The 26,265-nt window shown below is 71.6% G+C and carries 16 protein-coding genes; 5 read left to right on the top strand and 11 right to left on the bottom strand.

All coding sequences use genetic code 11. The features are described 5' to 3' along the window. Window positions 1–15: 15 nt before the first annotated feature. Genes AC07PU_RS04425 through AC07PU_RS04400 form a run of 6 tightly spaced genes read right to left on the bottom strand, consistent with a single transcriptional unit; the run spans window position 16 to window position 15,955 of the window. On the bottom strand, window positions 16–1,206 hold the full coding sequence (locus AC07PU_RS04425; protein WP_495315555.1) for a polysaccharide biosynthesis/export family protein: 1,191 nt from the start codon (window positions 1,204–1,206) through the stop codon (window positions 16–18). A gap of 27 nt (window positions 1,207–1,233) precedes the next feature. Then, window positions 1,234–2,178, bottom strand: coding sequence for an alpha/beta hydrolase family protein (locus AC07PU_RS04420; RefSeq protein ID WP_479669154.1), 945 nt, complete (start codon window positions 2,176–2,178; stop codon window positions 1,234–1,236). Then, window positions 2,171–2,989: a serine aminopeptidase domain-containing protein gene (locus AC07PU_RS04415; protein ID WP_495315553.1), complete on the bottom strand. Its 819-nt coding sequence runs from the start codon at window positions 2,987–2,989 to the stop codon at window positions 2,171–2,173. The genes AC07PU_RS04420 and AC07PU_RS04415 overlap by 8 nt, the downstream gene beginning before the upstream one ends. After that, window positions 2,986–3,771: a 4'-phosphopantetheinyl transferase family protein gene (locus AC07PU_RS04410; protein WP_093350063.1), complete on the bottom strand. Its 786-nt coding sequence runs from the start codon at window positions 3,769–3,771 to the stop codon at window positions 2,986–2,988. The genes AC07PU_RS04415 and AC07PU_RS04410 overlap by 4 nt, the downstream gene beginning before the upstream one ends. Beyond that, the gene (locus AC07PU_RS04405) at window positions 3,768–8,777 is read right to left on the bottom strand and encodes an amino acid adenylation domain-containing protein (protein ID WP_495315550.1); all 5,010 of its coding nucleotides are present in this window, start codon (window positions 8,775–8,777) and stop codon (window positions 3,768–3,770) included. The genes AC07PU_RS04410 and AC07PU_RS04405 overlap by 4 nt, the downstream gene beginning before the upstream one ends. Further along, complete coding sequence (locus AC07PU_RS04400) at window positions 8,774–15,955, bottom strand: hybrid non-ribosomal peptide synthetase/type I polyketide synthase (RefSeq protein WP_495315547.1); 7,182 nt, start codon at window positions 15,953–15,955, stop codon at window positions 8,774–8,776. Before AC07PU_RS04400 ends, AC07PU_RS04405 begins: the two co-directional genes overlap by 4 nt. Window positions 15,956–16,523: 568 nt before the next feature. Between AC07PU_RS04400 and AC07PU_RS04395 the strand changes: the two genes are divergently transcribed. From AC07PU_RS04395 to AC07PU_RS04385, 3 genes are all read left to right on the top strand, one after another. Continuing rightward, complete coding sequence (locus AC07PU_RS04395) at window positions 16,524–17,297, top strand: TIGR04325 family methyltransferase (protein ID WP_495315545.1); 774 nt, start codon at window positions 16,524–16,526, stop codon at window positions 17,295–17,297. Between the two features lie 153 nt (window positions 17,298–17,450). Continuing rightward, window positions 17,451–18,068 carry a LexA family protein gene (locus AC07PU_RS04390; RefSeq protein ID WP_479669159.1) on the top strand — a complete coding sequence of 206 codons (618 nt, stop codon included), beginning with the start codon at window positions 17,451–17,453 and terminating at the stop codon, window positions 18,066–18,068. A 131-nt stretch (window positions 18,069–18,199) separates the two neighbouring features. Next, the gene (locus AC07PU_RS04385) at window positions 18,200–18,436 is read left to right on the top strand and encodes a hypothetical protein (protein ID WP_479669160.1); all 237 of its coding nucleotides are present in this window, start codon (window positions 18,200–18,202) and stop codon (window positions 18,434–18,436) included. A 45-nt stretch (window positions 18,437–18,481) separates the two neighbouring features. Here the strand turns inward: AC07PU_RS04385 and AC07PU_RS04380 are convergent, their stop codons facing one another. Continuing rightward, the gene (locus AC07PU_RS04380) at window positions 18,482–19,471 is read right to left on the bottom strand and encodes a Bug family tripartite tricarboxylate transporter substrate binding protein (protein ID WP_495315543.1); all 990 of its coding nucleotides are present in this window, start codon (window positions 19,469–19,471) and stop codon (window positions 18,482–18,484) included. A gap of 33 nt (window positions 19,472–19,504) precedes the next feature. Then, window positions 19,505–20,308: a crotonase/enoyl-CoA hydratase family protein gene (locus AC07PU_RS04375; RefSeq protein WP_495315541.1), complete on the bottom strand. Its 804-nt coding sequence runs from the start codon at window positions 20,306–20,308 to the stop codon at window positions 19,505–19,507. Between the two features lie 166 nt (window positions 20,309–20,474). Between AC07PU_RS04375 and AC07PU_RS04370 the strand changes: the two genes are divergently transcribed. Next, a complete protein-coding gene (locus AC07PU_RS04370) occupies window positions 20,475–21,146 on the top strand; it encodes a TetR/AcrR family transcriptional regulator (protein WP_093350042.1) in 672 nt (223 codons plus the stop codon). Between the two features lie 12 nt (window positions 21,147–21,158). On the opposite strand, the gene AC07PU_RS04365 is transcribed toward AC07PU_RS04370, so the two are convergent. From AC07PU_RS04365 to AC07PU_RS04355, 3 genes are all read right to left on the bottom strand, one after another. Further along, the gene (locus AC07PU_RS04365) at window positions 21,159–22,829 is read right to left on the bottom strand and encodes a tannase/feruloyl esterase family alpha/beta hydrolase (RefSeq protein ID WP_495315538.1); all 1,671 of its coding nucleotides are present in this window, start codon (window positions 22,827–22,829) and stop codon (window positions 21,159–21,161) included. 164 nt (window positions 22,830–22,993) lie between these two features. Then, window positions 22,994–23,962 carry a Bug family tripartite tricarboxylate transporter substrate binding protein gene (locus tag AC07PU_RS04360; RefSeq protein ID WP_495315536.1) on the bottom strand — a complete coding sequence of 323 codons (969 nt, stop codon included), beginning with the start codon at window positions 23,960–23,962 and terminating at the stop codon, window positions 22,994–22,996. Window positions 23,963–24,031: 69 nt separating this feature from the next. Beyond that, on the bottom strand, window positions 24,032–24,952 hold the full coding sequence (locus tag AC07PU_RS04355) for a LysR substrate-binding domain-containing protein (protein ID WP_495315534.1): 921 nt from the start codon (window positions 24,950–24,952) through the stop codon (window positions 24,032–24,034). Between the two features lie 164 nt (window positions 24,953–25,116). On the opposite strand from AC07PU_RS04355, the gene AC07PU_RS04350 reads away from it, so the two are divergent. Next, the gene (locus AC07PU_RS04350; protein ID WP_490878679.1) at window positions 25,117–26,217 is read left to right on the top strand and encodes a porin; all 1,101 of its coding nucleotides are present in this window, start codon (window positions 25,117–25,119) and stop codon (window positions 26,215–26,217) included. Window positions 26,218–26,265: the final 48 nt, after the last annotated feature.

Below are 26,265 nucleotides of genomic sequence, written 5' to 3'. Positions count from 1 at the left end.
GCGAACGGCGCGCCATCAGCGGCGGCTCGCCGTGCCGCCGAGGTTCACGACCTGGGCGGCGGGCAGGATCAGGCTGATCACGCGGTTCCAGCGCACCAGCGGCACCGGGTCGATGTAGACCACGTCGCGCGGCCGCAGCTCGAAGCGGTCGGCCAGCGCGAGCGCCACCGGGTTCTTCGCGTCGAGGTGGTAGACGTCGGGCACGTCGCCGCTCGCGTTGCGCACCACGTAGATCTGCCCGGGCGAGGAGGTCTGCAGCTCGGGGCCGCCGGCGTCGCCGATCGCCTCGTTGAGGCTCAGCCGGCCGTTGCGCATCAGCAGGGCCGAGGGCCGCAGGATCTCGCCCATCACGTAGACGCGGCTGTCGTCGCGCGTGCCGACGTTCACGACGTCGCCGCTGCGCAGCGGGATGCGGCCCGCGTCGTAGCCCTGGACCTGCAGCGCCGGCAGGTCGATCGTCAGCGCGCGCCCGCCGCGCGTGAGCACGATGCGCGAGCGGTCGGCGCTGGCGTTGGTGCTGCCCGCGCGGCTCAGGGCCTCGGCCAGCGTCATCGGCACGTCGGTGAAGATCTGCAGGCCCGGCATGCGCACGTCGCCCTCGACGTAGACGCGGCGGCTGCGGAAGGTCTGGATGCGCGCGCTGACCAGCGGGTCCTTGACGAAGGGCGCGATGCGCCTGGCGATCATCTCGGAGGCGGCGCTCTCGGTCAGGCCTTCCACCTTGGTGCGGCCGATGTAGGGAAAGCTGATCTCGCCTTCGCCGTCCACGATGAAGCCCGGCGCGACGCTCACGCCGGTGGCGTCGGTCTGCTGCGAGATCACGGCGCCCTGGCTGGGCATCAGCTCCGGATGGCGGTAGACCACGATGCCGATCACGTCGCCGGCGCCGATCGTGTAGGCCGGCGACTTGCCGAACAGTTCGCGGACCTCGGGCGACGGCCCCGTCGGCTGGCGCGCGGCCAGCTCGCGCACCAGCGCGGGCGTGATCGGCACGATCCGCGGTTCGCCGCGCGCGCCGGTCGGCCCGCTGCCGCCCGTGCTGCCCGCGTTACCCGAACTGCGCCAGGTGCCGCTGTCGGGCGAGCTGAAGCCCGGGATGCCGCAGCCGGCCAGGCCGAGCGCGAGCAGTGCGGCCACGGCCGCGACGCCGAAGCGCGCGCGGTGCCCCGGCTGTGCGGCGGGGGCGGTTGAAACGAGGGGCGTCATGGGGTGTCCTTGGAATTCCGTGAGGGGTTACTGCGGCGCGAGCGCGCCCGCGATGGGCGGCTCGAGCGGGGCCGCGGCGGTGCCGGGGCTGCGGCGCTCGGCGGCGGTGCCGCGGGCGCGGGCGATCACCCAGTCGCCCACGGCGCCGAGGAACAGCTGCTGCCCCCGGGCCGTGCAGACCGTGTGATCGAGGTCGCGCAGGAAGTCGTACTGCGCGGCCTGCAGGAAGGGTTCGTCGCGGAACGCGCCGAGCTGGTCGCGCCCGCGGTCGCTGACATGCAGCGAACCCGAGTAGAGGAAGTGCAGCGCCACCTGGCGCGCCCACAGGCGCCGCATGGTGGCGCGGAACCAGGCTTCGGCGACGACCGGCGGCAGCTCCTCGCTGAAGAAGCCGGGCAGCGGCCGCGCCGCGCCGGAACGCGACAGCCAGCGCGACAGACCGCGCCCGATCCAGCGCCGCACCTTGCCCGCGAAGGCGGGATGGGCGGGCGCGGCCAGCGCGCGGCGCAGCGTGCGTTCCCAGCGCGCGCGCCGCTGCGGAAAGGCGAAGCCGTCGAACAGCGACAGGCCGATCACGCGCGCATCGACCATGCCGGCGCTCATCGCATGCTCGGCGCCCGAGCACATGCCGACGATCACGAAGCGGCGGATGCCGAGCCGCGCTTCCACCAGGTCCATGGCCGCCTGCAGGTCGTGCACCGCGCGCAGCGCCAGCGGCACCGCGCTCGCGCCGCCGGGCGCCTCGCTGTCGCCGATGCCGCCGAGGTCCAGCCGCAGGCTGCTCATGCCTTGGGCGGCCAGCGCATGGGCCAGCTTGACGTTGATGCGCCGCGGCCCGACGCGATGGTTGGCGCCCATGTTGAGCATCAGGCAGCACACCGGCAGCGGCTGGCATTGCACGGGCTCGGTCAGCATGCCGAGCAGGCCGTCGCCGTGGCCGAAGCGCACCGGGCTTTGGGTCATGTCACTCATGGAGGGCCCCTTGCAGGCGATTGAGCGCATCGGCCGGAACCATGGCGCTGTTGGGATAGGGATCGGCGGTCCAGTCGAGCCGGTGCTGGAAGTAGGCAAGGCGCACCGGCATGTGGCGCGACTGCTGCTCGGCCGCCCACTGGGCGGTGTGGGCCTCGTCGGGACGCGCGAGCACCAGCGTGTCGTGCAGCGCGGTCAGCGGCAGCGAGGCCGGTACGAGCGCCGAGAGCTGGGCGCGCAGTTGCGTCGAGAGCGACACGCCCAACGCCTCCTCGGGCACGGCCTGGGCATCGCGCAGGTAGCCGCGCCGCCAGCCGAGGTCGGGGATGCAGAAGCTGGTGTCGACCGCCTCCACGTGCCGCTCGCGCAGCATGCGTGCATAGCGCGGGCCGTCGATCACCGGCTCCCACAGCACCAGCCGGGCCGGGTCGCAGCGCCCGTTGCGCGCCGCGAGCACGGCGAGGGTGGCGCCCAGGCGCGCACCGACCCAGACGATGCGCGCGTCGGGCGCCAGCCCGCGCAGCGTCTCGTGCGCCGAGCACAGGTCGCGGCGCCAGCCGTCGAGTTCGCCCGCGCGCTCGTCGCCCGGTGAATCACCGGTGCCGTGGAAGTCGAAGCGCAGGGTCGCGATGCGCGAGCGGGCGAGCCGTTCGGCCAGCACCTTGAAGAAGCGGTGCGTGCGCAGGCCTTCCTGGCCGAAGGGCGGACACAGCAGCACCGCGGTGTCGCCCGGGTGCGCCTGTTCGGCGGGATGGAACAGGCCGAACAGCTGGCGCGAGGCCGGCCCGAACATGAGCGGGCGGGCCATCATCGCGCCACCTCCACGCCGCGGACCGGGTCGCCGGCGAAGGCCGCGCCCGGGTTCGCGCGCAGGGCCTGCATGGCGAGCATCTGCGACAGCGCCTCGGGCGTGTCGAACAGCGTCTCGGGCGCGCGCCATTCGGCGAGCGAGGCCACGCTGCCGGCCCGCGCGGGCGCCGGGCCCACCACCAGCCACAGGATGCGGCCGCCCAGCGGGACCTCGACGCTGCGCAGCTCGGGCCGCAGACCCACCTCGACCGTGTCGGGCCGCACCCGCAGGCCCAGGCCGATGGCCTTGAGGCAGGCTTCCTTGCGCGTCCAGCAGGTGAGGAAGGCGAGCCCGCGCCGTGCGGCCGGCAGCGCGAGCAGGGCCTCGTACTCGCGGGGCGTGAAGTGGCGCTCGGCCAGCGTCAGCGCGTCGGGCACGGGGCGCAGGTGTTCCACGTCGGCGCCCAGCGGGCCGCGTGTGCCGACCGCGATCAGCGCCAGCGCATGGCTGTGGCTCAGCGAGAAGCGGATGCGCGGGCGCTCGGGCATCCACGGCTTGCCGAACGGTCCGCAGACCAGGCACAGCGTGTCGGCGCGCAGCGCGCTCTGCTCGGCCAGCGCGCGCCGCAGCGCGACGTGGGCGGCGATGAAGCGCTCGCGGTCGATGCCGAAGTGCAGGCGCGATGCGCGCACGCGCTCCTCCTCGGACAGCTCGCGTTCGCAGTCCGGGTCCAGCCGCAGGTCGAGGTCGACGTAGCGGCACACGGGCGCGTCGATCGAGAGGGCGTAACTTGTCACGTTCATGCCCGGTCCCCGCGCAGCCAGCCGCTGAGGGTGCGTCCCAGCAGCCCGAGCGTGCGGCCGGGCGTCGGCGCGCGCTTTGGCTCCCCGGCCCCGGCCGGCGCGATGTCCGCCGAGGGCGGCGAGGCCGCCAGCTGCGCCAGGTTCTCGAACAGGTAGCGGCGCGGCTCGACGCGGTGGCCCAGGGTCAGCGCGGTCCGCTCGACCGAGCGCTGCACCAGCAGCGAATCGCCGCCGAGGTCGAAGAAGTTGTCGCTGGCGCGGATCTCGTTGACGTCGATGCCGATCACGTCGGCCCAGATCTGCGCCAGCCGCGCATGCTCGGGCGGCAGCACGTCGGCGAGCGGCAGCGCCGCCGCCGCGGCCTGCGGTGCCAACGCTTCGGGCGGCTCGGCCGCGAGCTTGCGCAGGTAGGCGGCGCTGGGCGAGCCTTCCTCGCTGGCCAGCTGCGCGAGCGTCGCGTGCGGGCGGTCGGCCGCGCGGCGCAGCAGTTCGAGGTAGCGCTCGCGCAGCCGGGCGCCGGTCTCGCGCAGGTAGATGTCGGCGTTGTAGATCAGCGCGCCCTCGAGCCCGTGCGGGGTGTCGAGCAGCCACACGCCGATGTCGTCGGTGGCGCCGCGCTGCAGCAGGTGCATCTGCTGCGTGCGCAGGCTGCCGATGCGGGAACCGCGTTCGCGCGCATCCTGGAACGAGAACATCGTCTGGTAGGCGCCGGCCGCCCGGGCCGGGCCGCCGGGCTCGGCCACCAGTCGCTCGAACGGCACCTGCTGGCAGGCCATCAGCGCGAGCAGCTCCTGCTTCACGTAGCGCAGGTACGCGGGCAGCGTCAGGCCGAGGTCGATGCGCAGCGACACCGGCAGCATGTTGTTGAAGACGCCCATCACGTTCTCGGTCTCGGGCTGCTGCCGGCCGCGCACGGGGTTGGCGACCACGAGGGTGTCGCTGCCGATGGTGCGGCCCATCGCGAGCGCATGGATCGCGAAAGTGAACATGCTGAGCGTCACGTCGAGTTCGCGCGCGGTCTCGCGCAGCCGCTGGGTGGCGGGCAGGTCGATGGCGATCCATTGGGAACCGCCCTGGCCGCTCCTGCCGGCGCGGCGCGGCATGTCGGTGCGCGGCAGGCGCGGCGCGGCCACGGCGGCGGCGCGCTCGCGCCACAGCGCGCGCTGCGCCTCGAACTCGGGCGTGGCCATCCAGCCGGCCAGCCACTCGGCATAGTCGCCGTGCGTGGTCGCGAGCGCGGGCAGCGCGTGCGGGCGGCCACGCTCGGCCGCGTCGTAGAGCGCGGCCAGCTCGGCCTGCAGCAGGTCGAAGGACCAGCCGTCCCAGACCAGGTGGTGCGGCACGAACACGAAGACATGCGCGTCCTCGTCGATGCGGAACAGCGCGGCGTGCAGCATCGGCGCGCGGTGGATGTCGATCGGGCGGTCGGCCAGCTCCTGCATGCGCTCGGCGAGCTCGGCCTCGCGCTGGTCGGCCGGCAGCTCGCGCAGGTCGATCACGGGCAGCGAGAAGTCGACCGCGCGGGCGATCCGTTGCACCGGCGCGCCGTTGGCCGGATCCACGCCCATGCAGGTGCGCAGCGCGGGCTGGCGGCGGATGATCTCGCGCAGCACGGCCTCGAAGCGCGCGGCGTCGAAGGCGCCGAGCAGCCGCTGCGCCGAGGGCGCGTTGTAGACCGAGCGGCCCGGGTGCAGCTCCTCCATGAAGCGGATGCGTTCCTGCGACGGCGTCATCGGCGCCAGCTCGCGCTCGAAGTGGCAGGGCAGTGCGGTCTGCCGCGTTTCGCCCGCGCCGCGCAGGGCGACGATGGCGGCGGCCAGCCGCTGCGCCGTCGGCGCCTCGAACAGGGTGCGCAGCGGCAGCGCCAGATCGAACTCGCGGCTCAGCAGCGTGGCCAGCCGCGCGGCCAGCAGCGAATGGCCGCCCAGGGTGAAGAAGTCGTCGCCCATGTCCATGCCCGGCAGGCTCAGCACCTGCTCCATCGCCGCGAGCACCTTGCGCTCGACCTCGTTGGCGGGGCCGGCACCGCGCTGCACCGCCGCGCGCGGCAGCGCGCCCGGCGGCGGCAGCGCGACGCGGTCGAGCTTGCCGTTCGGCAACGTGGGCAGCACGGGCAGGGTCACCACGTGCTGCGGCAGCATGAAGGCCGGCAGGTTTTCGCGCAGGTGCTGCATCAGCGCGCCGAGCTCGAAGGCCGCGCCCGCGGCGCCGGGCTGCAGCGCCAGGTAGGCCACCAGCCGCACGTCGCCGGGCCGGTCCTCGCGCGCCACGACCACGCTGCGCGACACGCCCGCCGCCTCGTTGCAGCGCGCCTCGATCTCGCCGGGCTCGATGCGGTAGCCGCGCACCTTGACCTGGAAGTCCAGCCGTCCCAGATGCTCGAGCAGGCCGTCGTTGCGCCAGCGGCCGCGGTCGCCGGTGCGGTAGAGGGCAGTGGCCTGCCCGAGGATGCGCGCGCTGACGAAGCGCTCCGCGGTCAGCTCGGGCCGCTCGAGGTAGCCGAGCGCGAGGCCCTCGCCGCCGATGCAGATCTCGCCCGGCACGCCGACGGGGCAGGGCTGCAGCGCGGCATCGAGGATCCAGACGCTGGTGTTGTCGATCGGCTGCCCGATCGACACGCCATGCGCGGCGATGGTGTCGCGTCGCATGTTCCAGGCCGTGGACCAGACGGTGGTCTCGGTCGGGCCGTAGACGTTCCACAGCTGCGCGCAGCGCTCGAGCAGCTCGAGCGCGAGCCGCCCGCGGACCGGCTCGCCGCCGATCCAGCCGCGCAAGCCGGGCGCGCCGGGCCACTGCGCGTCGAGCAGCAGCTGCCACATGCCGGGCGTGGCCTGCAGCACGGTGACGTCCTCCTCCTCGAGCAGCGCGCGCAGGCGGCGGCCGTCCATCGCGGTCTCGCGCGGGACCATCACGATCTCGGCGCCCGCGGCCAGCGGCAGCAGCAATTCGGCCACCGCGATGTCGAAGGACAAGGTGGTGACCGCGGCCAGCCGGTCGCCCTCGCCGAGGCCCGGCGCCTTGCGCATCGACTGCAGCAGGTTCGCCACCGCACGATGCGGCACGCACACGCCCTTGGGCGTGCCGGTCGAGCCGGAGGTGTAGATGACGTAGGCCGCGTCCTCGGGGCCGGCATCGTCGCCACTGGGCGGCAGCGCGCCCGCGGGCGCGCGCTGCCAGGCGGTGTCGCGGTCGAGTTCGAACACGCGCTCGGCGGCATCGGCACGCCAGCCGCGCGGCGCGGTCGCGATGTCGGACGTGGTGAGCAGCAGGCCGAGGCGGGCATCCTCGGCGTAGTGGTCGAGCCGTGCCTGCGGAAAGCCCGGGTCGAGCGGCACGTAGGCCGCGCCCGACTTCAGCACCGCCAGCAGTGCGACGACCATGTCGATGCCGCGCTCCAGGCACAGGCCCACGCGCTGGCCGCGGCCCATGCCGCGTTCGCGCAGCGCATGCGCGAGCCGGTTCGACTGCGCGTCGAGCAGGGCGTAGCTGCAGCGGCGCGAACCGTCGCGGATCGCGGGGCGCTCGGGCTGCAGCAGCGCGCTGGCCTCGAAGCCGGCATGCGCGAACGGCAGGTCCGCCAGCGGGCTCGGCGCGGGTTGCAGCGCGAGCAGCTCGCGCGCCGCCTCGGGCGAGAGCAGCGCCAGCCGGCCGATGGTCTGGTCCGGTGCCTGCACGGCCGAGCGCAGCAGGCACTCGAACATGTCGAGCCAGCGCCGCACGCTGGCCTCGTCGAACAGGCCGGTGTTGTACTGGGCCTCGACCACCAGGCCGCCCTCGGCCGGCCGCAGGTTGAGGAACAGCTCGAAGTTCTCGTAGCGCCGCGGCACCGTGTCCTGCGTGACCGCGAGGCCGGTGAAGTTCTGCGCGCTGCCGGCCACGTCGGGGTCGAGGTTGAACATCACGCTCACCAGCGGCTGGCGGCTCGCGTCGCGCTCCAGCGAGAGCTTGCCGAGCAGCGCGCCATAGGTCAGCGACTGGTGCTCGAAGGCATCGAGCACGGCCGTGCCGCATTCGCCCATCAGCGCGTCGAAGCGCTGTTGCCCGTGCACCGCGAGGCGCAGCGGCAGCAGGTTCACGCAATGGCCGACCAGCCCCGGCATGTCGCGCGAGAGTTGCCCCGAGGCGGGAATGCCGATCACGATGTCGTCCTGCCCGCTCAGGCGGTGCAGCGTGGCGGCGAAGGCGGCCAGCAACCCCGCGAACAGGCTGGTGCCGGACTTCGCACTCGCGGCGCGCATCGCGCTCACCAGCGTGCGGTCGAGCCGGCGCTCGATGCGTTGCGAATCGAAGCCGCGCACCGCCGGGCGCGGGCGGTCGGTCGGCAGCTCGAGCACCGGCAGGCTACCGGCGAAGCGCGCGAGCCAATGGTCCACATGCGCCTGCATGGCGGGCCCGGCCGCCTCGGCGGCTTCCTCGGCCGCGAAGGCCGCGTAGCTCGGCGCGGCGCGCAGCGGCAGGCCCTCGCCGATCTCGTCGGCATAGAGATGGCCGAGCTGCTCGGCGATGACCGCCCACGACCAGCCATCGCACACCACGTGGTGCGCCGACATCACGAGTTCATGCTCGGCATCGCCGAGCCGGTACAGCGCAGCCCGGAACAACGGACCCTGCTCGAGCGGGAATGGGGTGCACACCGCGGCTCGGTGCGCGGCGTCGAGCGCCTGCGCGCAGCCCGTCGCATCGAGCGTGCGCAGGTCGCGCAGCTCGAGGGCCGGCGCATCGCCGCCGCCGACCAGCATGCTGCGGCCATCGGGCGAGAGGGTGGCGCGCAGCGACTGGTGGCGCTGCACCAGCCGCGCCAGCGCGCGCGACAGGGCCTGCGCATCGAGCGTGCCGCGCAGCCGCAGCAGCACCGATTCGTTGTAGGCCAGCGAGGCCTCGGCGCTCAGCATGGCGCCGAGCCAGACCTCGCGCTGCGATTCGGTGGTGGGAATCACGCACTCGACGCTGCCGCGGGCCGGCGCGGTGTCGATGGCACCGGGGGTGGGGCGAAGCACGGCGTTCATGCGACCGCCTTGGCGTTCGCGCCACCGGCCGGGGCCGGGTCCGTCACCGCGGGCACCGCGCCGCCGTCGGCGACCGGCACGTACCAGAAGGGCTGGCCGTCGACGTCGCGGGCGAGCACCGAGCCGTCCTGCGCGTTCTTGCGCACGTCGAAGCTCAAGGGACTGGGCGCGCGGCGCGGCAGGAAGTCCGACTCCTGCAGCTCGGCCACGGAGGCCTTGAACGCCGCCTGGATGGCCGCGATGTCCTGCGCGCCGTGGGCGCTGGTCAGGAAGCAGGGGAAGTTGTCGAGGATGTGGATGCCGCGGCTGCGCATCATGGCGAACAGCAGGTCCTGCAGCGGATGCTCCTCGAGCCAGTGCACGCGCCACAGCGATCCGCAGTGCCGTATGGCGATCGGCGCGCCGACCTCCAGGCACCAGGCGCTCAGTTCGTCGGCCATGGCGCCGGTGCGCTGGTTCAGGCCCTCCTGCAGCGCCGCGCCGGCTTCCTTCAGGTGCGTGAGCGCGGCCTTGGCCGCGGCCAGCGCGAGCGGATGGCGCACGAAAGTGCCCGCGAAGTAGGTGACGCCGACGCCCGGGATGGAGTCGTCGCCGTACTGCCAGGCGCCGCCGTCGAGCGCGTCCATGTAGGCGCGCCGGCCCGCGACCACGCCGATCGGAAAGCCGCCGCCGATGACCTTGCCGTAGGTGGCGAGGTCGGCGCGCACGCCGAACAGGGCCTGCGCGCCGCCGAGCGCGACGCGAAAGCCGGTGATGACCTCGTCGAAGACCAGGCAGCAGCCCTGCTGCTCGGTGATGGCGCGCAGCGCGTGCAGGAACTCGCGCGGCTGGAAGTCGGGCCGCCGGCTCTGCACCGGCTCGACCAGCACGGCCGCCAGCTCGCCGGCGTGCTCGCGGATGAAGGCCAGTGCCTCGGGCGTGCCGTAGTCGAGCACGCGGATGTCGCCGAACATGCCGCTCATCACGCCGGGCGCGGCGGACAGGCCCTTGGCGTTGCGGCCCGCGCGCACCAGCACCTCGTCGAAGGTGCCGTGGTAGGAGCCGGTGAACACCACCACCGTGCTGCGGCCGGTGACGGTGCGCGCGATGCGCAGCGCTGCCATCACTGCTTCGGAGCCGGTGTTGCAGAGGCCGGCGCGGTCGCTGCCGGTGAGCTCGCAGACCAGGCCGGCGACGTCGGCCGCCAGCGGGTGCTGCGGGCCGATCTCGTAGCCGGCGTCGAGCTGCCGGCGCACCGCCTCCTGCACGAAGTCGGGCTGCCAGCCGAACATGTTCATGCCGAAGCCGTTGAGCGCGTCGACGTACTCGTTGCCGTCGATGTCCCAGAGCTTCGAGCCCTTGGAGCGCTCGACCACGATCTGGTAGACGATCTCCTTGGTCAGCGGCCGGAAGCCGTTGACCACGCGCGGATCGGCCATGTGGGGTCGGTTGTCCTCGGTGAACTGCTTGCTGCGGCGCGTGCGCTCGACATAGCGGCGCACGAAGGCCGCGAGCCGCGCCTGCTGGCGCGCGCTGGGCTCGGCCGTGCGCTGGGTGTGGATGCGCGCGATGGCGCCGAAGGCCTTGGCCACGTCGTAGCGCTGCGGCGGAGTCGCGGCCGGCGCCGCCTCGGCGGTGGGCTGCGGGACTACGGTGGGAGCAGGCGCGACCGAGGCGACGCCGGACAGCAGCGCGAGTTGCTGGCGCATGATTTCCATTTGCTGCGCAATCAGTTGTGGCAGCTGGAATGCGCCCGCGTTTTCATCGAGCCGCGGGACCGCGATCGTGGGTATCACGGCGGCGATCGACGCCTCGTCGTCCGGCAGGCTCTGGCGCAGGAAGGCGCCCAGTGCATCGAAGCTGCGGTGCTTTTCCATCAGTTGCCGGAAGCTCAGCTCGACCTTGAAGTGCTTGCGGATCTGCGTCGCGGCCTGCGTCAGCGTCAAGGAGTCGAGCCCGAGTTCGGCGAACGGCGCATGCCCGTCGGCCTGCGCCATGTCGAGGCCGCAGATGTCCTCGAACAGCGCGCGCAGGCGAGCGTCCAGGGTGGACGCGGGAGGAAGAGGCGAGGGCGTTGCAACGGTCACGGTGGACTCCAGGGCGATCGGGGGGGCGAGGGGTGCGGCGGCTGGCGTGGCGGCCGTGGCGGAAGCGGAAAGAGGGGGCGCGATGTCGACCCAGCAGCGCTGGCGCTCGAACGGCGTGGTCGGCAAGCGCACGCGCCGCGCATCGGTTCGGTTCGACAGGCGCGCGAGCTCGATCTCGGCGCCGCAGGTCCACAGCCGCGCGCAGGCCAGCCGCAGCAGCGCCACCTCGTCGGCCGGATCGCCATGCAGCAAGGACACCGCCGTGCCCGCGTGCTGGCGCGCGAGCGTGGCCAGCGTGTTGCGTGGACCGGTCTCGACGAACAGCGGCTGCGACAGCCGCGCGAGGGTGTCGCGCAGCGCGGGCGAGAAGCGCACGGTGCCGCGCACATGCTGGGCCCAGTAGGCGGCGCTGGTGGCTTCCACCTCACCGAGCGGCTGGCCGGTGAGCGTCGAGACGATGGGAATCCGCGGCGCGCACAGCGCGACCTGCCGCACCAGCGCCTCGAAGGGCGCGACCACCTCGTCCATCATCGAGGAGTGGAAGGCGTGCGAGGTCTGCAGCGCGCGGCTCGCGATGTCTTCCCGCTGCAGCGAGGCCTGCAGGGCGGCGATGGCCTCCGACGGCCCCGCCGCCACGCAGGCCGTGGGGCCGTTGTCCGCCGCGAGCGACAGCGAGGGATCGAGCCGCGCGAGCAGCTCGGCCGCGCCGAGGCGCACCGACAGCATCGCGCCCGCCGGCTGCGCCTGCATCAGCGCGCCGCGGCGCGCGACCAGGCGGGCCGCATCCTCGAGCCGCATCACGCCGGCCAGCACGGCGGCGACGAACTCGCCGACGCTGTGGCCGATCAGCAGCTGCGGCCGGGCGCCGAGCGACAGCAGGCGGCGCGCCAGCGCGTATTCGAGCGTGAACAGGGCCGGCTGCGCGACGGAGGTCGGCAGCAGGGCCTGCGGATCGGCCGAGAACATGCGCTCGCGCAGGTCGACGTCCAGTTCGCCCGCGAAGGCCGCGAGGGCGTCGTCGAAGGCGGCCGCGAACACCGGATCGCCCGCGTGCAGCGCCCGGCCCATGCCGGCGTACTGGGCGCCCTGGCCCGGGAACATCAGCACCAGCTGCGGCACCCGCGCGCCCACGCTGCCGCTCGCGCGCCATGGCGAACCGGGGTCGCGCAGCGCGGCCACCGCGTCGTGCGCGCGGGCCGCCACCACCACGCGGCGGAAGGCGTACGCCTTGCGGCCGACCGCGAGCGTGTGGGCCACGTCGGCCAGCGAATCCTCCGGATGGGTCTCGAGGTGGGCCGCGAGCTGCTCGGTCGCCAGCGCCAGCGCGGCCTCGGAACGCGCGGCCAGCGGCAGCACGTGCATGCCCTCGTCGGGTGCCGAGGGCGCGCGCGCGGGCGCTTCCTCGACGATGACGTGGGCATTGGTGCCGCCCACGCCGAACGAGCTCACGCCGGCGCGGCGCGGCTGCGCGCCACGTGGCCAGGGCTTCGGATCCGGGTTGACACGAAAGGGCGTGCGCTCGAAGCCGATCGCGGGATGCGGCGCGGTGAAATGCGCGGTTGGCGGTATGCATTCGTGCTGCAGCGCCAGCGCCGTCTTGATCAGTCCGGCCGCGCCGGCGGCCGTGACCATGTGGCCGACGTTGCTCTTGAGCGAGCCCAGCGTGCAGAAGTCCAGCGCATCGGTGTGCTCGGCGAAGGCGCTGGCCAGCGCCTCGACCTCGATCGGGTCGCCCATCGGCGTGGCGGTGCCATGCGCCTCGACGAAGGAGATGCTGCGCGCATCGACCCGGGCCGCGGCCAGCGCCGCGCGGATCACCGCCGCCTGCCCGTCCACGCTGGGCGCGGTGAAGCTGGCCTTCGCGCCGCCGTCGTTGTTGACGCAGGCGCTGCGCAGCACGGCATGGATGGTGTCGCCGTCGGCCTGCGCGTCGGCCAGCCGCTTGAGCAGCACCACGGCCGCGCCGTCGCTGAAGACGGTGCCCTGCGCCTTGGCGTCGAAGCTGCGCGTATGGCCATCGGGCGAGAGCATCGCGCCCTCGTTGTAGAGGTAGCCGCTGCGCGGCGGGCAGGTGACCGCGGCGCCGCCGGCCAGCGCCATGTAGCACTGGCCGCTGCGCAGCGCATGGAAGGCCTGGGCCACCGCGACCAGCGAGGTCGAGCAGGCGGTGTGCACGCTGACCGCCGGCCCGGTGAGGTTGAGCCGGTGCGCGACGCGGGTGGCGATGTAGTCCTTCTCGTTGGCCAGCATCGTCTGGAACTCGCCGACCGCCTCGACCAGGTCGGGCCGGGTGCTCAGGTGGCGCTGCGCGTAGCTGGCGTTGTACATGCCGGCATACACGCCGACCGGGCCCGGCGCGGCATCGGGCACGTAGCCCGCGCGCTCCAGGCATTCCCAGCAGATCTCGAGGAACACGCGCTGCTGCGGGTCCATCAGCGCGGCTTCCTTCGGCGCGATGCCGAAGAAGGCCGCGTCGAAGTCCTCGATGCCGTCGATCACGCCGCGCGCCCGCACATAGGCCGGGTCGCGCCGCAGCGCCTCGCTCACGCCGGCGTCGAGCGTGGCATCGTCGAAGAAGCTGATGCTGTCGCGGCCGGCCACGAGGTTGTCCCAGAACTGCTCGACGTCGGCCGCGCCCGGAAAGCGGCCGGCGGTGCCGATGAGGGCGATGGCGTCGACATCGGCGTCGGCGGCCACGGCGCGTTCGCGCGGCGCCTCGATGGCGGCGCGGGCTTTCGCCTTGCCGCCCGGACGCAGCCGGGCCGCGATCGCCGCGGGCGTGGGATGGCTGAAGAACAGGTTGGTCGACAGCGGCGCGCGCCGGTCGCGCTGGAGCACGGCCAATACCTGCAGCACTCGCATCGAGTCGCCGCCGAGGTCGAAGAAGTTGTCGTGCCGGCCGACCTCGGCGAGCTGCAGCGCCTGCGCGAAGGCCTCGCACACCGCCTGCTCGGCGGCATCGCGCGGCGCCTCGTAGGCCTGCGCGAGCGCGGGGCGTTCGCCGGCCGGCTCGGGCAGGGCCTGGCGGTCGAGCTTGCCGTTGGGCGTGAGGGGCAGCCGGGGCAGCCACAGCTGCGCCGAAGGCAGCAGCGCGGCGGGCAGCCGGGCCGCGAGGTGGGCGCGCAGCGCCTCCCAGGGCAGCGGCTGTGCACGCGCGACGAGGTAAGCGACCAGGCGCAACGCGCCGCCCGCATCGGGCCGCGCGGCCACCGCGCAGGACTGGATGGCCGGATGCGCGAGCAGGGCGGTCTCGATCTCGCCGAGCTCGACCCGGTGGCCATGGATCTTGACCTGCCCGTCGCGGCGGCCGACGAACTCGATCGTGCCGTCCGGCAGCCAACGCGCCAGGTCGCCGCTGCGGTAGAGGCGGTCGCCGGCCGCGCCGAAGGGGTCGGCGACGAAGCGCTGCGCGCTCAGCGCGGGCTGGCCCAGGTAGCCGCGCGCCAGGCCATGGCCGCCGATGCAGAGTTCGCCCACCAGGCCCGCCGGCAGCAGCGCGAGCGAAGGGCTCAGCACGCGCAGCACCGTGTCCTGGATCGGCCGCCCGAGCGGCACCGAGCGCAGCGTGTCGGGCAGCACGGCGGGAATGCGGTGGGTCGCCGCGAAGGTGGTGCACTCGGTCGGGCCATAGCCGTTGCTGAGCACCAGCCCCGGCAGTGCAGCGAGCGCGCGCCGCACATGCGGCAGCGACAGCGCTTCGCCGCCGGTGATCAGGTGGCGCAGGCCCGCGAGGTGGGCGGGATCGTCGTCGACCACCGCATTGAAGAGCGCGGCCGTGAGCCAGGCGGTGTGCACGCCGTGCCGGGCAATGGTGCGCGCGAGCCCCGCGCCGGTGGGCAGCCGTTCGTCATGGACCACGCAGCAGCCGCCATTGAGCAGCGGCCCCCAGATCTCGAGCGTGGCCGCGTCGAAGCCCAGCGGCGCGGCATGCAGCATGGACAGGCCATGGCCGAAGGCGGCGAAGTCCGAGCCCACGACCAGGCGCAGGATCGCGCGATGGCAGATCGCTATGCCCTTGGGCGTGCCGGTGGAGCCCGAGGTGTACATGAGGTAGGCCAGCGATTCGCCGTCGACGTCCGGCTCACGCCAGCTGCCGCGTGGGCCGTCATCGGCGCATGCATTCACGCGCAGCAGCGGGGTCGACGGTGGCAGCAGCGCGTCGAACGCCTCGGTCGTGATCGCCAGCCGCGCACCGGCCTGCGCCAGCATCGCGGCGATGCGCTCGCGCGGTTGCTCGGTCGGGATCGGCAGGTAGGCCGCACCGGCCTTGAGGATCGCGAGTTGCGCCACCACCGCGTCGATCGAGCGTTCGAGCACGAGAGCGACCGTGTGGCCAGCCTGCACGCCGTGCTGTTGCAGGCACTGCGCGAGTACGTCCGAACGCCGGTCGAGTTCGCGGTAGCTCATGCGCGCCTGGCCCTGGACCAGCGCGATGGCGTCGGGCACGGCAGCGACCTGGGCGCGGAAGCGACCCGTCACGGTCAGCGCGCGGTCCAGCGGTGCCACGGGGCGGTTCCACTCGGCGAGCTGCCGTTCGCGGTCGGCCTGCGGCAGGCTGCGAATCTCGGCGATCGGGGCGTCGGGGCGCGACAGGAGGTCGGCCGCCGTGTCGGCCACTGCCGCGAGCAGCTGCTGCAGCGAGATGGCATCGAGCCAGCCGGCGGCCGCGTCGGCATGCAGGCAGGGGGGCTGGGCGTTGAAGCGCAGCCGGATCGGCGCGGGCGCCGCCGCGGGGTCACGCAGCCACAGCACGGCGGGCGGGTCGATGGGCAGCGGCGTCGCATCTGCCTCGCCGCGTTGGCGGTCGATGGCGGCAATCCATTCGGCGGCGGTCAGTCCCGCATCCCAGGCGAAGGACGAGGCGAATGCATCGCCGGTGCTCGCGGCTTCATGAAGGATCGGCTCTGCCCGGCCCAGCCAGCGCGATTGCAGCAGCACCCAGGCCGCGGCCCACGGTGCATCGGGGAATCGGTGGGCGCTGGCCGGATGCCGCGCCGCGTCGATCGGCAAGGGCAGGGTGGCCGCCAGCCTCGGACCGGCGCCGAGCCCGGAGCGCGACGCGAACAGGTCCTCCCATGCGAGGCCCCGGCTTTCCGGGAGCTCCGGAAACATCGTCTGAATGTCCATATCACCGTCCGATTCGAAATTGCAAAAGACAGCGAAAAAACAGCTTCGAACGGCTATTGATTCGACAACGAAATAGATTTTTTGCGACTAATTTGTGTCGAAATAGTAGGAGGTTTGCAGATGTGCGTGGGCCCTATTTGGGAGGTCGATTACATTTGCACTTGTTTATTTCAGATCGGAACTACCGAATATCGATTAAACGAGGTAGCCATTTGTCTTTTGAGCCGAAAAAGCGTGGCGAAGGCTCTCGCGATGGGTATGTCGGGCCCGTTTCAGCGTTGGTTTTCCTGGGGAAATCAGCCCTTTTTCCGAAGCGCCGCGGTAAGTGCGAGCGGGCTGGAACAGTGGCTCCCACGGCCCGCGGGAAAAGGGCGAATCGGATCTTCAATTCGGCTCGACGCGATTTCAATTGCCCGATCCGCGGCGCGAGCGTTATTAATTCATCCGATTCGTAAGCGAAATCGAAAGATCGACCGGGGATTTGTAATTTCCGGAAATCGCAAGCAGCATCGGCCTCGACGCGAACAATCAATTCTTTCGAAAGGGGCCTGCAATGCTCTCGAACCTGCTGGCGCGGCTGCCCCGCGCGAACGCCTATAGGCGCAAGTTCCTCGACAACGAAGACGACAACCTCTTCATGGGCTCGTTCGAGAGCTTCGCCGCGGCCGAAGCGGGCGCGCCGCCCTCCAAGGCGGTGGGCTACGACAACGCGCAGGCGGCCACGCAGCTCTACAGCCACCAGGTCTACTTCTACGACTACCCGGCGCTGTTCTGGCTCGGGCGCTCGCTCGAGGACGGCATGACGCGCATCTTCGACCTCGGCGGCCACGTGGGGATCAAGTACTACGCGTTCCGCCGCGTGCTGCCCTATCCCGATGGCCTGCGCTGGACCGTGTGCGACGTGCCGGGCGTGGTGCGCGCCGGCGAGGCACTGGCGCTGCAACGCGACGCGGCGGCCCAGCTGGGCTTCACCACGGCGCTGGCCGACGCCAGCGGCTGCGACGTGCTGTATGCCTCGGGCAGCCTGCAATACCTGCCGCAACGGCTGTCGGAGATCCTCGCCGCGCTCGCGGTGAAGCCCCGGCGCATCGTGCTGAACACCACGGCGCTGCATCCCGATCGCACCCTCTACACGCTCAACAGCATCGGCTTCGCGGTCTGCCCCTATCGCATCGAGCATCACGACGACCTGATGGCGCAGCTCAAGCAGGCCGGCTACCGTCGCCGCGATGGCTGGCGCAACGAAGGCAAGCCGATCGAGGTCCCGTTCGTGGATGGCGGCGACAAGGCCTATTACGCGGGCTGCTGCTTCGATCTGGCCGGCTGATCCGGCACCCGCCCGCGCCGTCCGCATCCCGCCCGCATGCCCGGTGCAGGCGCGGTGTCGGAGGTTCGTTCCCCCATGAATGGAGAGTCGAGCTAGCCAGAACGTCTAGCTATGATTTATTTTCCATCCATCGGAGGACCTAGCCTCTAGACTATGAGCATTCATAGACTGATTCGCGAAGGGCGCCGACGGCTCGGGATGAGCGAGCAGCAGTTTGCTGACGCCGTCGGTGTGAGTCGGGGTGCAGTCCAGCAATGGGAAAAAGCCGGGGGCACCGCACCCAAGCGCGCCAACCAGCCGCGCGTTGCCGAACTGCTCGGCATCTCCGTCGGCGAACTGCTCTCGGGCGGCCCGAACATCAGCCAGGGCACGGTCATGCGCGCTGAGGTGCCGCTCGTGTCCGAGGTCGAGGCCGGCAACTACACGGTCATCGACAACTTCAAGCCACGTGGCAATTTCGAGACCGTCCCCGTGACGGTCCCGGTCAAGCGCCACACCTATGCGCTGCGCGTGCATGGCGACAGCATGGCCAGCGAACTGGGCGACTCTTTCCCCGAGGGCTCGATCATCGTCGTCGAACCCGACCTCGAGGTGCTGCCCGGCGACTACGTCATCGCGCTCAACGAGCACGCGCAGACCACCTTCAAGCAACTGGTCAGGGACGGGGGCGAGTTCTACCTGCGGCCCCTCAATCCGCGCTACCCCATCAAGCCGCTCGGCGCGGCGCGGGTGATTGGCGTGGTGCGCGAATTCAGCAAGCGCTTCCGTTGAGAGCCGCGCGAGCGCAGCTTTGCGGGGCGCCAGGTCGATTCGGATAGATAGAATTGCTACTCATTGATATATTTACTATCAATCCGATCTCTCGAGATACCCCTTCGCCTGGCGAACGGCGCCTGCCTGTCATGACTCCCGACAACGAACTCGACTTCTGCTACCAAGGGTGGCACGTGAAGATTCGCGTGACGACCGCGCAGGGCGCGGCCTTCGCATCGGGCCATGCCGATCTGGATCTGGGCGGCATCGTCCGGCGCCGCCTCGTCGTGGCGGGCACGGATGGCCCCGATGTCATCGATGCGTTGAAGCGGGATGCGAGGACCTTCGTCGAGCAGTGGAGCCGCGAGCGCCATCTCGATTCGTGAAGCGCTGAACGGCGCCCCGGGCCGCGAAGGCCTCGTGGCTCTGGCCTACGACTCCGCCGTGAACCCGATGCGTCTGACCAGCGGCCCCCAGCGCTCGAACTCGGCCTGCTGCGACTTCGCCATCTCTTCCGCGGTCGAGCCGCGCGCGATCAGGCCGACAACGCCCAGGCTGTCGATGACGGCGCGCTCCTTGACCGCGGCATTGACGGCGGCGTTGGCGCGGCCGATCGCGGCCGCCGGCGTCTGCGCCGGCGCATAGAAGCCGAACCATTCCTCGGTCGTGAGCTCGGCGAAGCCCTGCTCCGCGAAGGTCGGCACCTCGGGCGAGAACGGCGAGCGCTGGCGGCCCGAGGTCGCGATCATCCGCAGCTTGCCCGCGCGGTGGTTGGCCAGGAAGTCGCCGCTCGGCGTGACCATGGCGGCGATCTGCCCGCCCACCACGTCGGTGATGCCCGGCACCGAGCCGCGATAGGGCACGTGCCGCAGGTCGACGTTGGCCGTGAGGCCGAGCAGGGCGCCGATGAAGTGCGGCGTGGAGCCCGCGGCCGGCGAGCCGTAGTTCGCCTCCTGCGGGTTGGCCTTGGCCCAGGCCAGGAAGTCCCGCACCGTGACCACGCTGGTGGGCACCTTCGGTCCCACCGCGAGGCCGTGGTGCATGACCGCACCGATCGACACGGCCACGAAGTCCTTGTTCGCGTCGTAGCTGAGCTTCGAGTAGACATGCGGATAGATCGAGGTGCAGGAGAACGGCGACAGCGCCAGCACCGATCCGTCGGCCGGCGCCGACTTCAGCACCTCGAGCGCGATGCGCCCGCCTGCCCCCGGGCGGTTGTCGACCACCGCGACATTGCGCGAGTACGCGGAGCCCGCGACCTTCTCGCCGATGCGGCGCGCCACGCTGTCGCCGGCACTGCCGGCGGGAAAGCCGTAGTAGATCTTGACCTGGTCCAGTGCCTGGGCCGAAGCCGCGAGCGGCAGCAGCGAGGCGAGGGCGCCGCCGCCCGCTGCCTGAATGAAGGTCCGTCGTGTCTGCATGAAAGTCTCCTCGGTCGTTGTGAATGTCGTGGTTCAGGCGGCGGGCGCGATGTCCGCGCCGGCCTGCGGCGTGCGCACCTTGGCGCCCGCGCCGTCGAGGAAGGCCTGCACGCGCAGCTTCGCCTCGGGCGCGCTCTGCGCGATGGCGCTCATCAGGGCTTCGGTCATCAGCCCGTGGTCCGCGGGCTGTTCCGCGATGCGCGGCAGCGCCTGCATCACCGCGAAGTTGGTCAGCGGCGCATTGCGCGCCACCTGGTGGGCCAGTGAGAGCGCGTGCGACCAGGCCTTGCCCTCGGCCACGAGGTACTGCGAGAAGCCGACGCGCTCGCCCTCGTCGGCGCGGTACACGCGGCCGGTGAGCATCATGTCGGCCATGCGCGAGACGCCGATCAGCTTGGGAATGCGCACCGATCCGCCACCGCCGACGAAGATGCCGCGCGTGCCTTCGGGCAGCGCGTAGAAGGCGGTGGCATCGGCCACGCGCACATGGCAGGCCGCGGCCAGCTCGAGGCCGCCGCCGATCACGGCCCCGTGCAGCGCGGCGATCACGGGCACCGGGCCGAACTGGATGGCATCGAGCGCCGCATGCCACATGCGCGAGTGCTGCACCGCCTGCTGCGGATCACGGTGGGCCAGTTCGGACAGGTCGAGCCCGGCGCAGAAGTGCGCGCCCTGGCCGCCTAGCACGGCGGCGCGCACATGGCCGGGCAGGTTCTCGAACGCATGCCGCAACTCCAGCACCAGGCCGTCGTTGAGGGCATTGCGCTTGCCGGCGCGGTTCAGGTGCAGGTGGGCGATCTCCTCCTGGAGTTCGAGGGTCAGGAACTGGTACTGCATGGCTTTCGATGAGGTCGGGGAAGAAGCTTTTTCGCGTTTCTCAATACACGTACAGATGTGTATGGTGAGGCGATGCTATCAGCCGGATCCGGACGGACGGCTCAGGGTTTGCCCAAGGGAATGGGCCCTGACTCTGGTGCATGCGGGCCTCCGCTATCATCGGCGCATGCTGACGACCACCCCTGGCAAACCGCGCCCGCGCAAGGCCTCGGCCGCCCTGCAGCGCAAGAGCGAGGCCGGCGCCAAACCGGCCTCCGAGCGGTCCCAGCTCGGGCCCGCCGACTGGATCGTGGCCGCGACGGAACTGCTGATCGACAAGAGCATCGACGCGGTCCGCGTCGACGTGCTGGCCAAGCTCCTGCAGGTGACGCGCGGCTCCTTCTACTGGCACTTCGTCGACCGCGACGACCTGCTCAAGCGCATCCTCGTGAGTTGGCAGGAGGCGCAGACTGAGCAGATCATCGCGCGCTACCGCAAGCAGGGCGTCGAGGCGCAGGACCTGATCGTCGAGCTGGTCGAGCTGCCGTTCCATGGCCGCGCGGCCATGAAGGGCGCGTCGGTCGAGCTCGCGGTCCGTGCCTGGGCCCGGCGCGACGAGATGGCGCGCATGATCGTCGACGAGGTCGATGCCAAGCGGCTCGCCTACATCGAGGAATGCTTCCTCTCCTGCGGCTTCGACGCCAAGTCGGCGCGCTCGCGCGCCTTCACGCTCTATTGCTACATGCAGTCGGAGTCGCTGTTCAGGAACCAGGGCTCCACCGCCGACAAGGCCGAGCGCCGCCGCTTCGTGGCCCAGATGCTGCTGGCGCCGGAGCCCGGCAAGGCCCCGGCGCGCTAGCACCCCGCTGCTTCAGTCGTAGGCGCAGCTGAAGCTGGCCGCCAGGTTCTGGTCGCCGGCGCCGCGGTACTTCGGCCAGGTCGGGTAGCGGCACAACGGACGCGTCATCTCCACGCGCTTGCCGTCGGCCGCCAGCCGCGCCGCCGTGAGCGAATCGTCGGGCGCCTTGCCCTTCTCGACCCAGTTCTCGAGGATCGCGAGGTTGTCGACGATGCCGGCACCCGGGCCGCCCGGGCCATGGACCACGCCCGGCAGCATGTAGAAGCGCATGAAGGAATCGGTGGTCTCCTGGCCCAGCTTGCCGACCACGCTCTGGTAGTAGTCCGTGGCATAGCCGGGCGGCACCAGGTTGTCGCTCGCACCGGCCCACAGCAGCAGCTTGGCGCCGCGTCCCGCGAAGGCCGACAGGTCGGGATTCGTCGCGTTGACCTTCTCGGAGAGCTCGAGCCAGCGCGCCGGATCGGACCCCGGCGTGTAGCCGAGCACCGTCGTGTTGACGTTCGAGGTCACCTGGTACTTGAGCCACCAGTCGGAGAAGAAGTAGAGCTGGCTCGCCGGCGCCGTCGGGCTGGCGCCGAACTGCGCGATGGTCCAGTTGCCGGCGGCCGCCGCCTCGCCGCCCACGCCCCAGGCCGGCGCCCTGGTGATGCCGTTCGCCACCGGCACGGGCAGCGTGAAGTCCGAGCGCATGAAGTCGACCGACGCGATCTGCGGATCCGACAGGCAGCTGTCGCCGCCGTCCGCGCCGCCCGGGCAGCGCAGCGTGCGCACGTCGAAGCGGCAGGCGCTGACGTTGGAGATGACGCCATCCACCGCGCCGTCGAGGCCGTCGCAGGCCGCCATCTGGGCATCGCCGAACAGCTTGATCTTGGCCGGGCTGAGCCAGCCCGCGCCGTTGTTCGAGAACGCCAGCTTGGCCAGCGCGATCCCGCGCTGGATCACGTTGCTGTAGTCGACCACGGGCTCGCCGGCCACGATGCCGTCGTAGCTCTGCGGATAGCGCTGCGCCTGCAGCAGCGCTTCGCGGCCGCCCGTGGACATGCCGTAGAAGTAGGTCCTGGCGGCGGGCTTGCCGTAGATCGACTGGATCGCGGCACTTGCCACCTTCAACACCTGCGGGTGGTAGGCGAAGGCGAAGTTGTCGAAGGCCGAGGGGTTGTTGAGCGTCGAGCTCAGGTCGGGCACCTGCACGCCGCCGTCCGCGCTGACCCATGCATAGCCGCGCTTGTAGACGTCGCCATTGGCCAGCATCACGAGGTCGGGTCCGACGACCACGCCGTCGTAGCCGCCACCGCCGATCTGCACCAGCCGCTGGTTCCACACCGAGTCCTCGGGCAGGTCGATGCGGAAGTTGATGGTCGAGGTGGGCGAACTCACGATGGCGCCACGCACCTGGCAGGTCTGCAGCGTGGTTGCGGACGCGGCCATCACTTCGGCCGTGGCGATGCTGCCCGGTCCGACGGCCTTGCCGACCAGTCCGCCGCAGCGCTCCTTGAATGCGGCCCGCGGGGTCGGCGGCGCGGAGCCCGGCCCGTTGGCCCCGGCAGCGGCCGCATTGGCCGCCGCGATCGCGGCCGCCAGCGCGGCCGCGTCTCCACCCCCGCCGCTGCCGCCTCCGCAGCCGGCGGCGAGCGCGGCCAGGGTGCACGAAAGAGCAAAGGCTATCGATCTGTTGCGAGTCATGTTGTCTCCGGTTTGGATCGCCAGTTCGATCATTCACCATACACATGTGAATGGTCGGAGCGGATGATAGGGAGGACAAAGCGACACGCAGCCCGGGCTTACCCTGACTTTTCCATACAGTAGTGAATGTTAAAGAACGCAACGACTGCTGCGTCGTCGCCGGCTCAGCGCGCCTCGATCTTCAGCCCGTCGAGCACCCGCCCCCAGCGCTGCCGCTCGTCGGCCACGAAGCGCGCGGTCTCGGCCGGCGTCAACGCACGCGGGAACACGCCGAGTTCCACGAAGCGCGCCGCGAGCCGGGGATCCTGCAGCACCTGGCGGACGTCGCGGTTCACGCGCTCGACCACCTCGGCGCTCGCGTTCTTCCGGCCGAACAGCACGAACCAGCCGCTGAGTTCCGGGCTGCCCGGCAGCGTCTCTGCCAACGTCGGCAGCTTGGGCTCGCCCGGCAGGCGCTCCGAGGCAGTGGTGGCCAGCGCCTTGATGCGCCCGGACTGGCGCATCGCGCCCACGCCCGGAATGCCGTCGACCATCAGTTGCGCATCGCCATTGACGAGGGCATTGAGGGCGCCCCCGGTGCTGCCGAAGGAGACGATGTTGACATCCAGCCCCGCGGCCTTCCGGATGTACTCGGCCGACAGGTGCGGAATCGAGTACTGGCCCGTGGCGGCCACCGTGATCGGCTGCCTGCCCGAACGCGCCAGCGCGAAGGCCTCGGCGAGCGTGTTCGCGCCGAAGTCCTGGCGCGCGAGGATCATCATGGGGCTCAGCGCGACGAGCGCGATCGGCGTCATGTCCGCGTCGACATCGAAGCGCGGGTTCGCCAGCGTGCGCGGCGTCACCGCGATGACGGCCGCCTGCGCGAGCAGGAAGCCGTGCTGGTCGGCCGGCGCCTGCTTGAAGGCCGAGATGCCGATGACGCCGCTGGCGCCCGGCTTGTTCTCCACGATCACGGGCTGGTTCCAGAGCTGGCCGAGCCGCTCGCCGAGCAGGCGCGCGATGACGTCCGGCGCGCTGCCCGCCGCCGTGGGCAGGACCACGCGCACCGGCTTCACGGGCCAGCCGTCGGCGCATGCGCCCGGCGAGAGAAGCAGCGCGGCCGCGGCGGCGGCCAGATGGGCAAGGACTTTCATGCGGCGGGAGTCTAGGCAGCGCCTTCGCACGGCGGCAGATGCCGCGGCGTCGATGAAGATAGGTCGCGGTTATGGCTGCGTCCCGCCGCGGTGGGCCGTGACGTGGTACTCGATGTGCCGGCGCAGCAAGGTCAGCATGTGCTCGGCCGCGGGCGTGAGCGGCATGGCGGCTTTCGCGATCAGCACGATCTCCGCGCCCGGCAGCGTCTCGCCGACCGGGATCTCGACCAGGAAGCTGTCGAAGGGCCGGGCGTCCGCGTACTGGCGCGGAACGATGGCGAGCATGTCGGTGCGGGCCAGCAGCGAGAGCAGGGCCGTCGGGTATTCGCACTGCACCACCGATCGCGGCACCGGCAGGCCCAGCCCCAGGAAGACCTGGTCGTGCTCCGCCGCGGCCAGGCCCATCGCACCGGGCACCAGCCACTGGGCCTCGGTGAGTTCGCCCAGCGATCTCGCATGGCGCAGCGGATGGCCGGCACGGCACACGACGGCGCGCGTGTTGGTGAACAGCTGCTCGACGCAGAACTCCTCGCTCAGCGACACGGCCGGCCGGGGCCCGATCGAGAAGTCGAGCGCGCCCGCGCGCAGCTCGCTGAACATCACGGCGAAGGTGCCCGAGACTACGCGCACCGCGGCATCGGGATAGCGCCTGCGGAATTCGGTCAGCGCCTCGGGCAGGGCCGTGAGCGCGGCGGCCGCCGACACCGCCATGTTCACATGGCCGCCGGCGCCGCCGAGGTGCTGGAGTTCGGAGGCGGCGCGCTGCAGTTCGTTGAGCACCGTCTCTGCGCGCGGCAGGAAGGCGCGGCCCGCGAAGCTCAGCACGGCGCCGCGCGCATGCCGTTCGAACAGCGCGCTGCCCAGTTCCTTCTCGAGCTGCTGGATGCTCTTCGAGAGCGAGGGCTGCGTGAGCCCCAGGCGCCGCGCCGCCGCGCGCAGGCTGCCGGTGGAGGCCACGGCCACGAAGTCGCGCAACTGGTGCAGTTTCATCGAGCGTCCCCGGTGCCAAACGCCACGCGCTGGCGATAGCCGCCGGCGATCGAGCGCGAGAAATTGCCGTCTTCTGGCCCCGCGAGGCCATGGCTACCGTGCGGGGGCCGTCGATGCGGCGCACCCGCGAAGACCGGCATCCACCCCCACGAGGACCAGAAGACATGAGACAAGAAAAACGGGCCGTCATGGCCCTCGCGCTCGTCGCGGCGCTCGCCGCGGCCACGCCCGCGCGGGCGCAGGGCAGCCTGCAGACCTACGGCCTGCTCGACCTCGGGGTCGAGCACGTACAGGGCCATGGCGGGCCGGGCGCGATCGGCGTCACGCGCATGCAGTTCGGCACCCTGCCTTCGCGCCTGGGCTTCCGGGGCGCCGAGGACCTGGGCGGCGGCACGCGCGCGATCTTCAACCTCGAGATGGGCTTCAACGCCGACACCGGGGTCATCGCCAACGGCGGGCGCAGTTTCGGCCGCACCTCCACGGTCGGCCTGGCGGGCGACTGGGGCACGGTCACGCTGGGCCGGCAGCTGACCTTCCTGTTCTGGTCGATGACCGAGTCGGACATCATGGGACCCGGTGCCTACAGCTCGAGCTCGCTCGATCCCTACCTCGCGAACATCCGTGCCGACAACGCGATCGCCTACCGCGGCAGCTTCGGCGCGTGGAGCGTCGGCGCGCTCTACAGCCTGGGCCGCGACGTGGTCGCGACCAACAGCCCGGGCGGCACCAACTGCGCGGGCGAGCTGCCCGGCGATGCGCGGGCCTGCCGCACGCTGTCGGGCATGCTCAAGTACGAGCAGGCGTCGTGGGGTGTCGCGCTCGGCGCCGACCGGATCCAGGGCGGCCCCGGTGCCTTCGGTGGCCTCTCCAGCAGCGACCGCAGCGACACGCGGGCCACGCTCAACGGCTACCTGAAGCTGGGCGAGGTCAAGCTCGCCGCGGGCTACCTGCGGCGCGACAACGAAGGCAGCGCGACGCAGCCGCGCAGCGACCTGTGGTGGCTCGGCGGCACCTACCCGAGCGGCCCGTGGCTGTTCGAGGCGCAGCTGTTCAAGCTCGACTACCGCCACACCGCCAACGGGGCGCGGCTGGCCGTGTTCCGCGCCAGCTACTTCCTGTCGAAGCGCTCGCTGGTCTACGCGACCGCGGGCCACATCCGCAACAGCGGCAGCCTGGCGCTGCCGGTCAACGGCTATCCCGGCCTCACGAACACGCCCGGCGGCTCCCAGAGCGGCTTCATGCTGGGCGTGAAGCACACGTTCTGAACCTCCCATCCCGGGGCGCGATGCGCCCTTCACCCTCGAGAAAGCGCC

It is taken from the genome of Variovorax sp. GW821-FHT10D07 (genome assembly GCF_059415325.1).
Note: the sequence above shows the minus strand (reverse complement) of the source record. Positions and strands in the feature narration are given on the sequence as shown.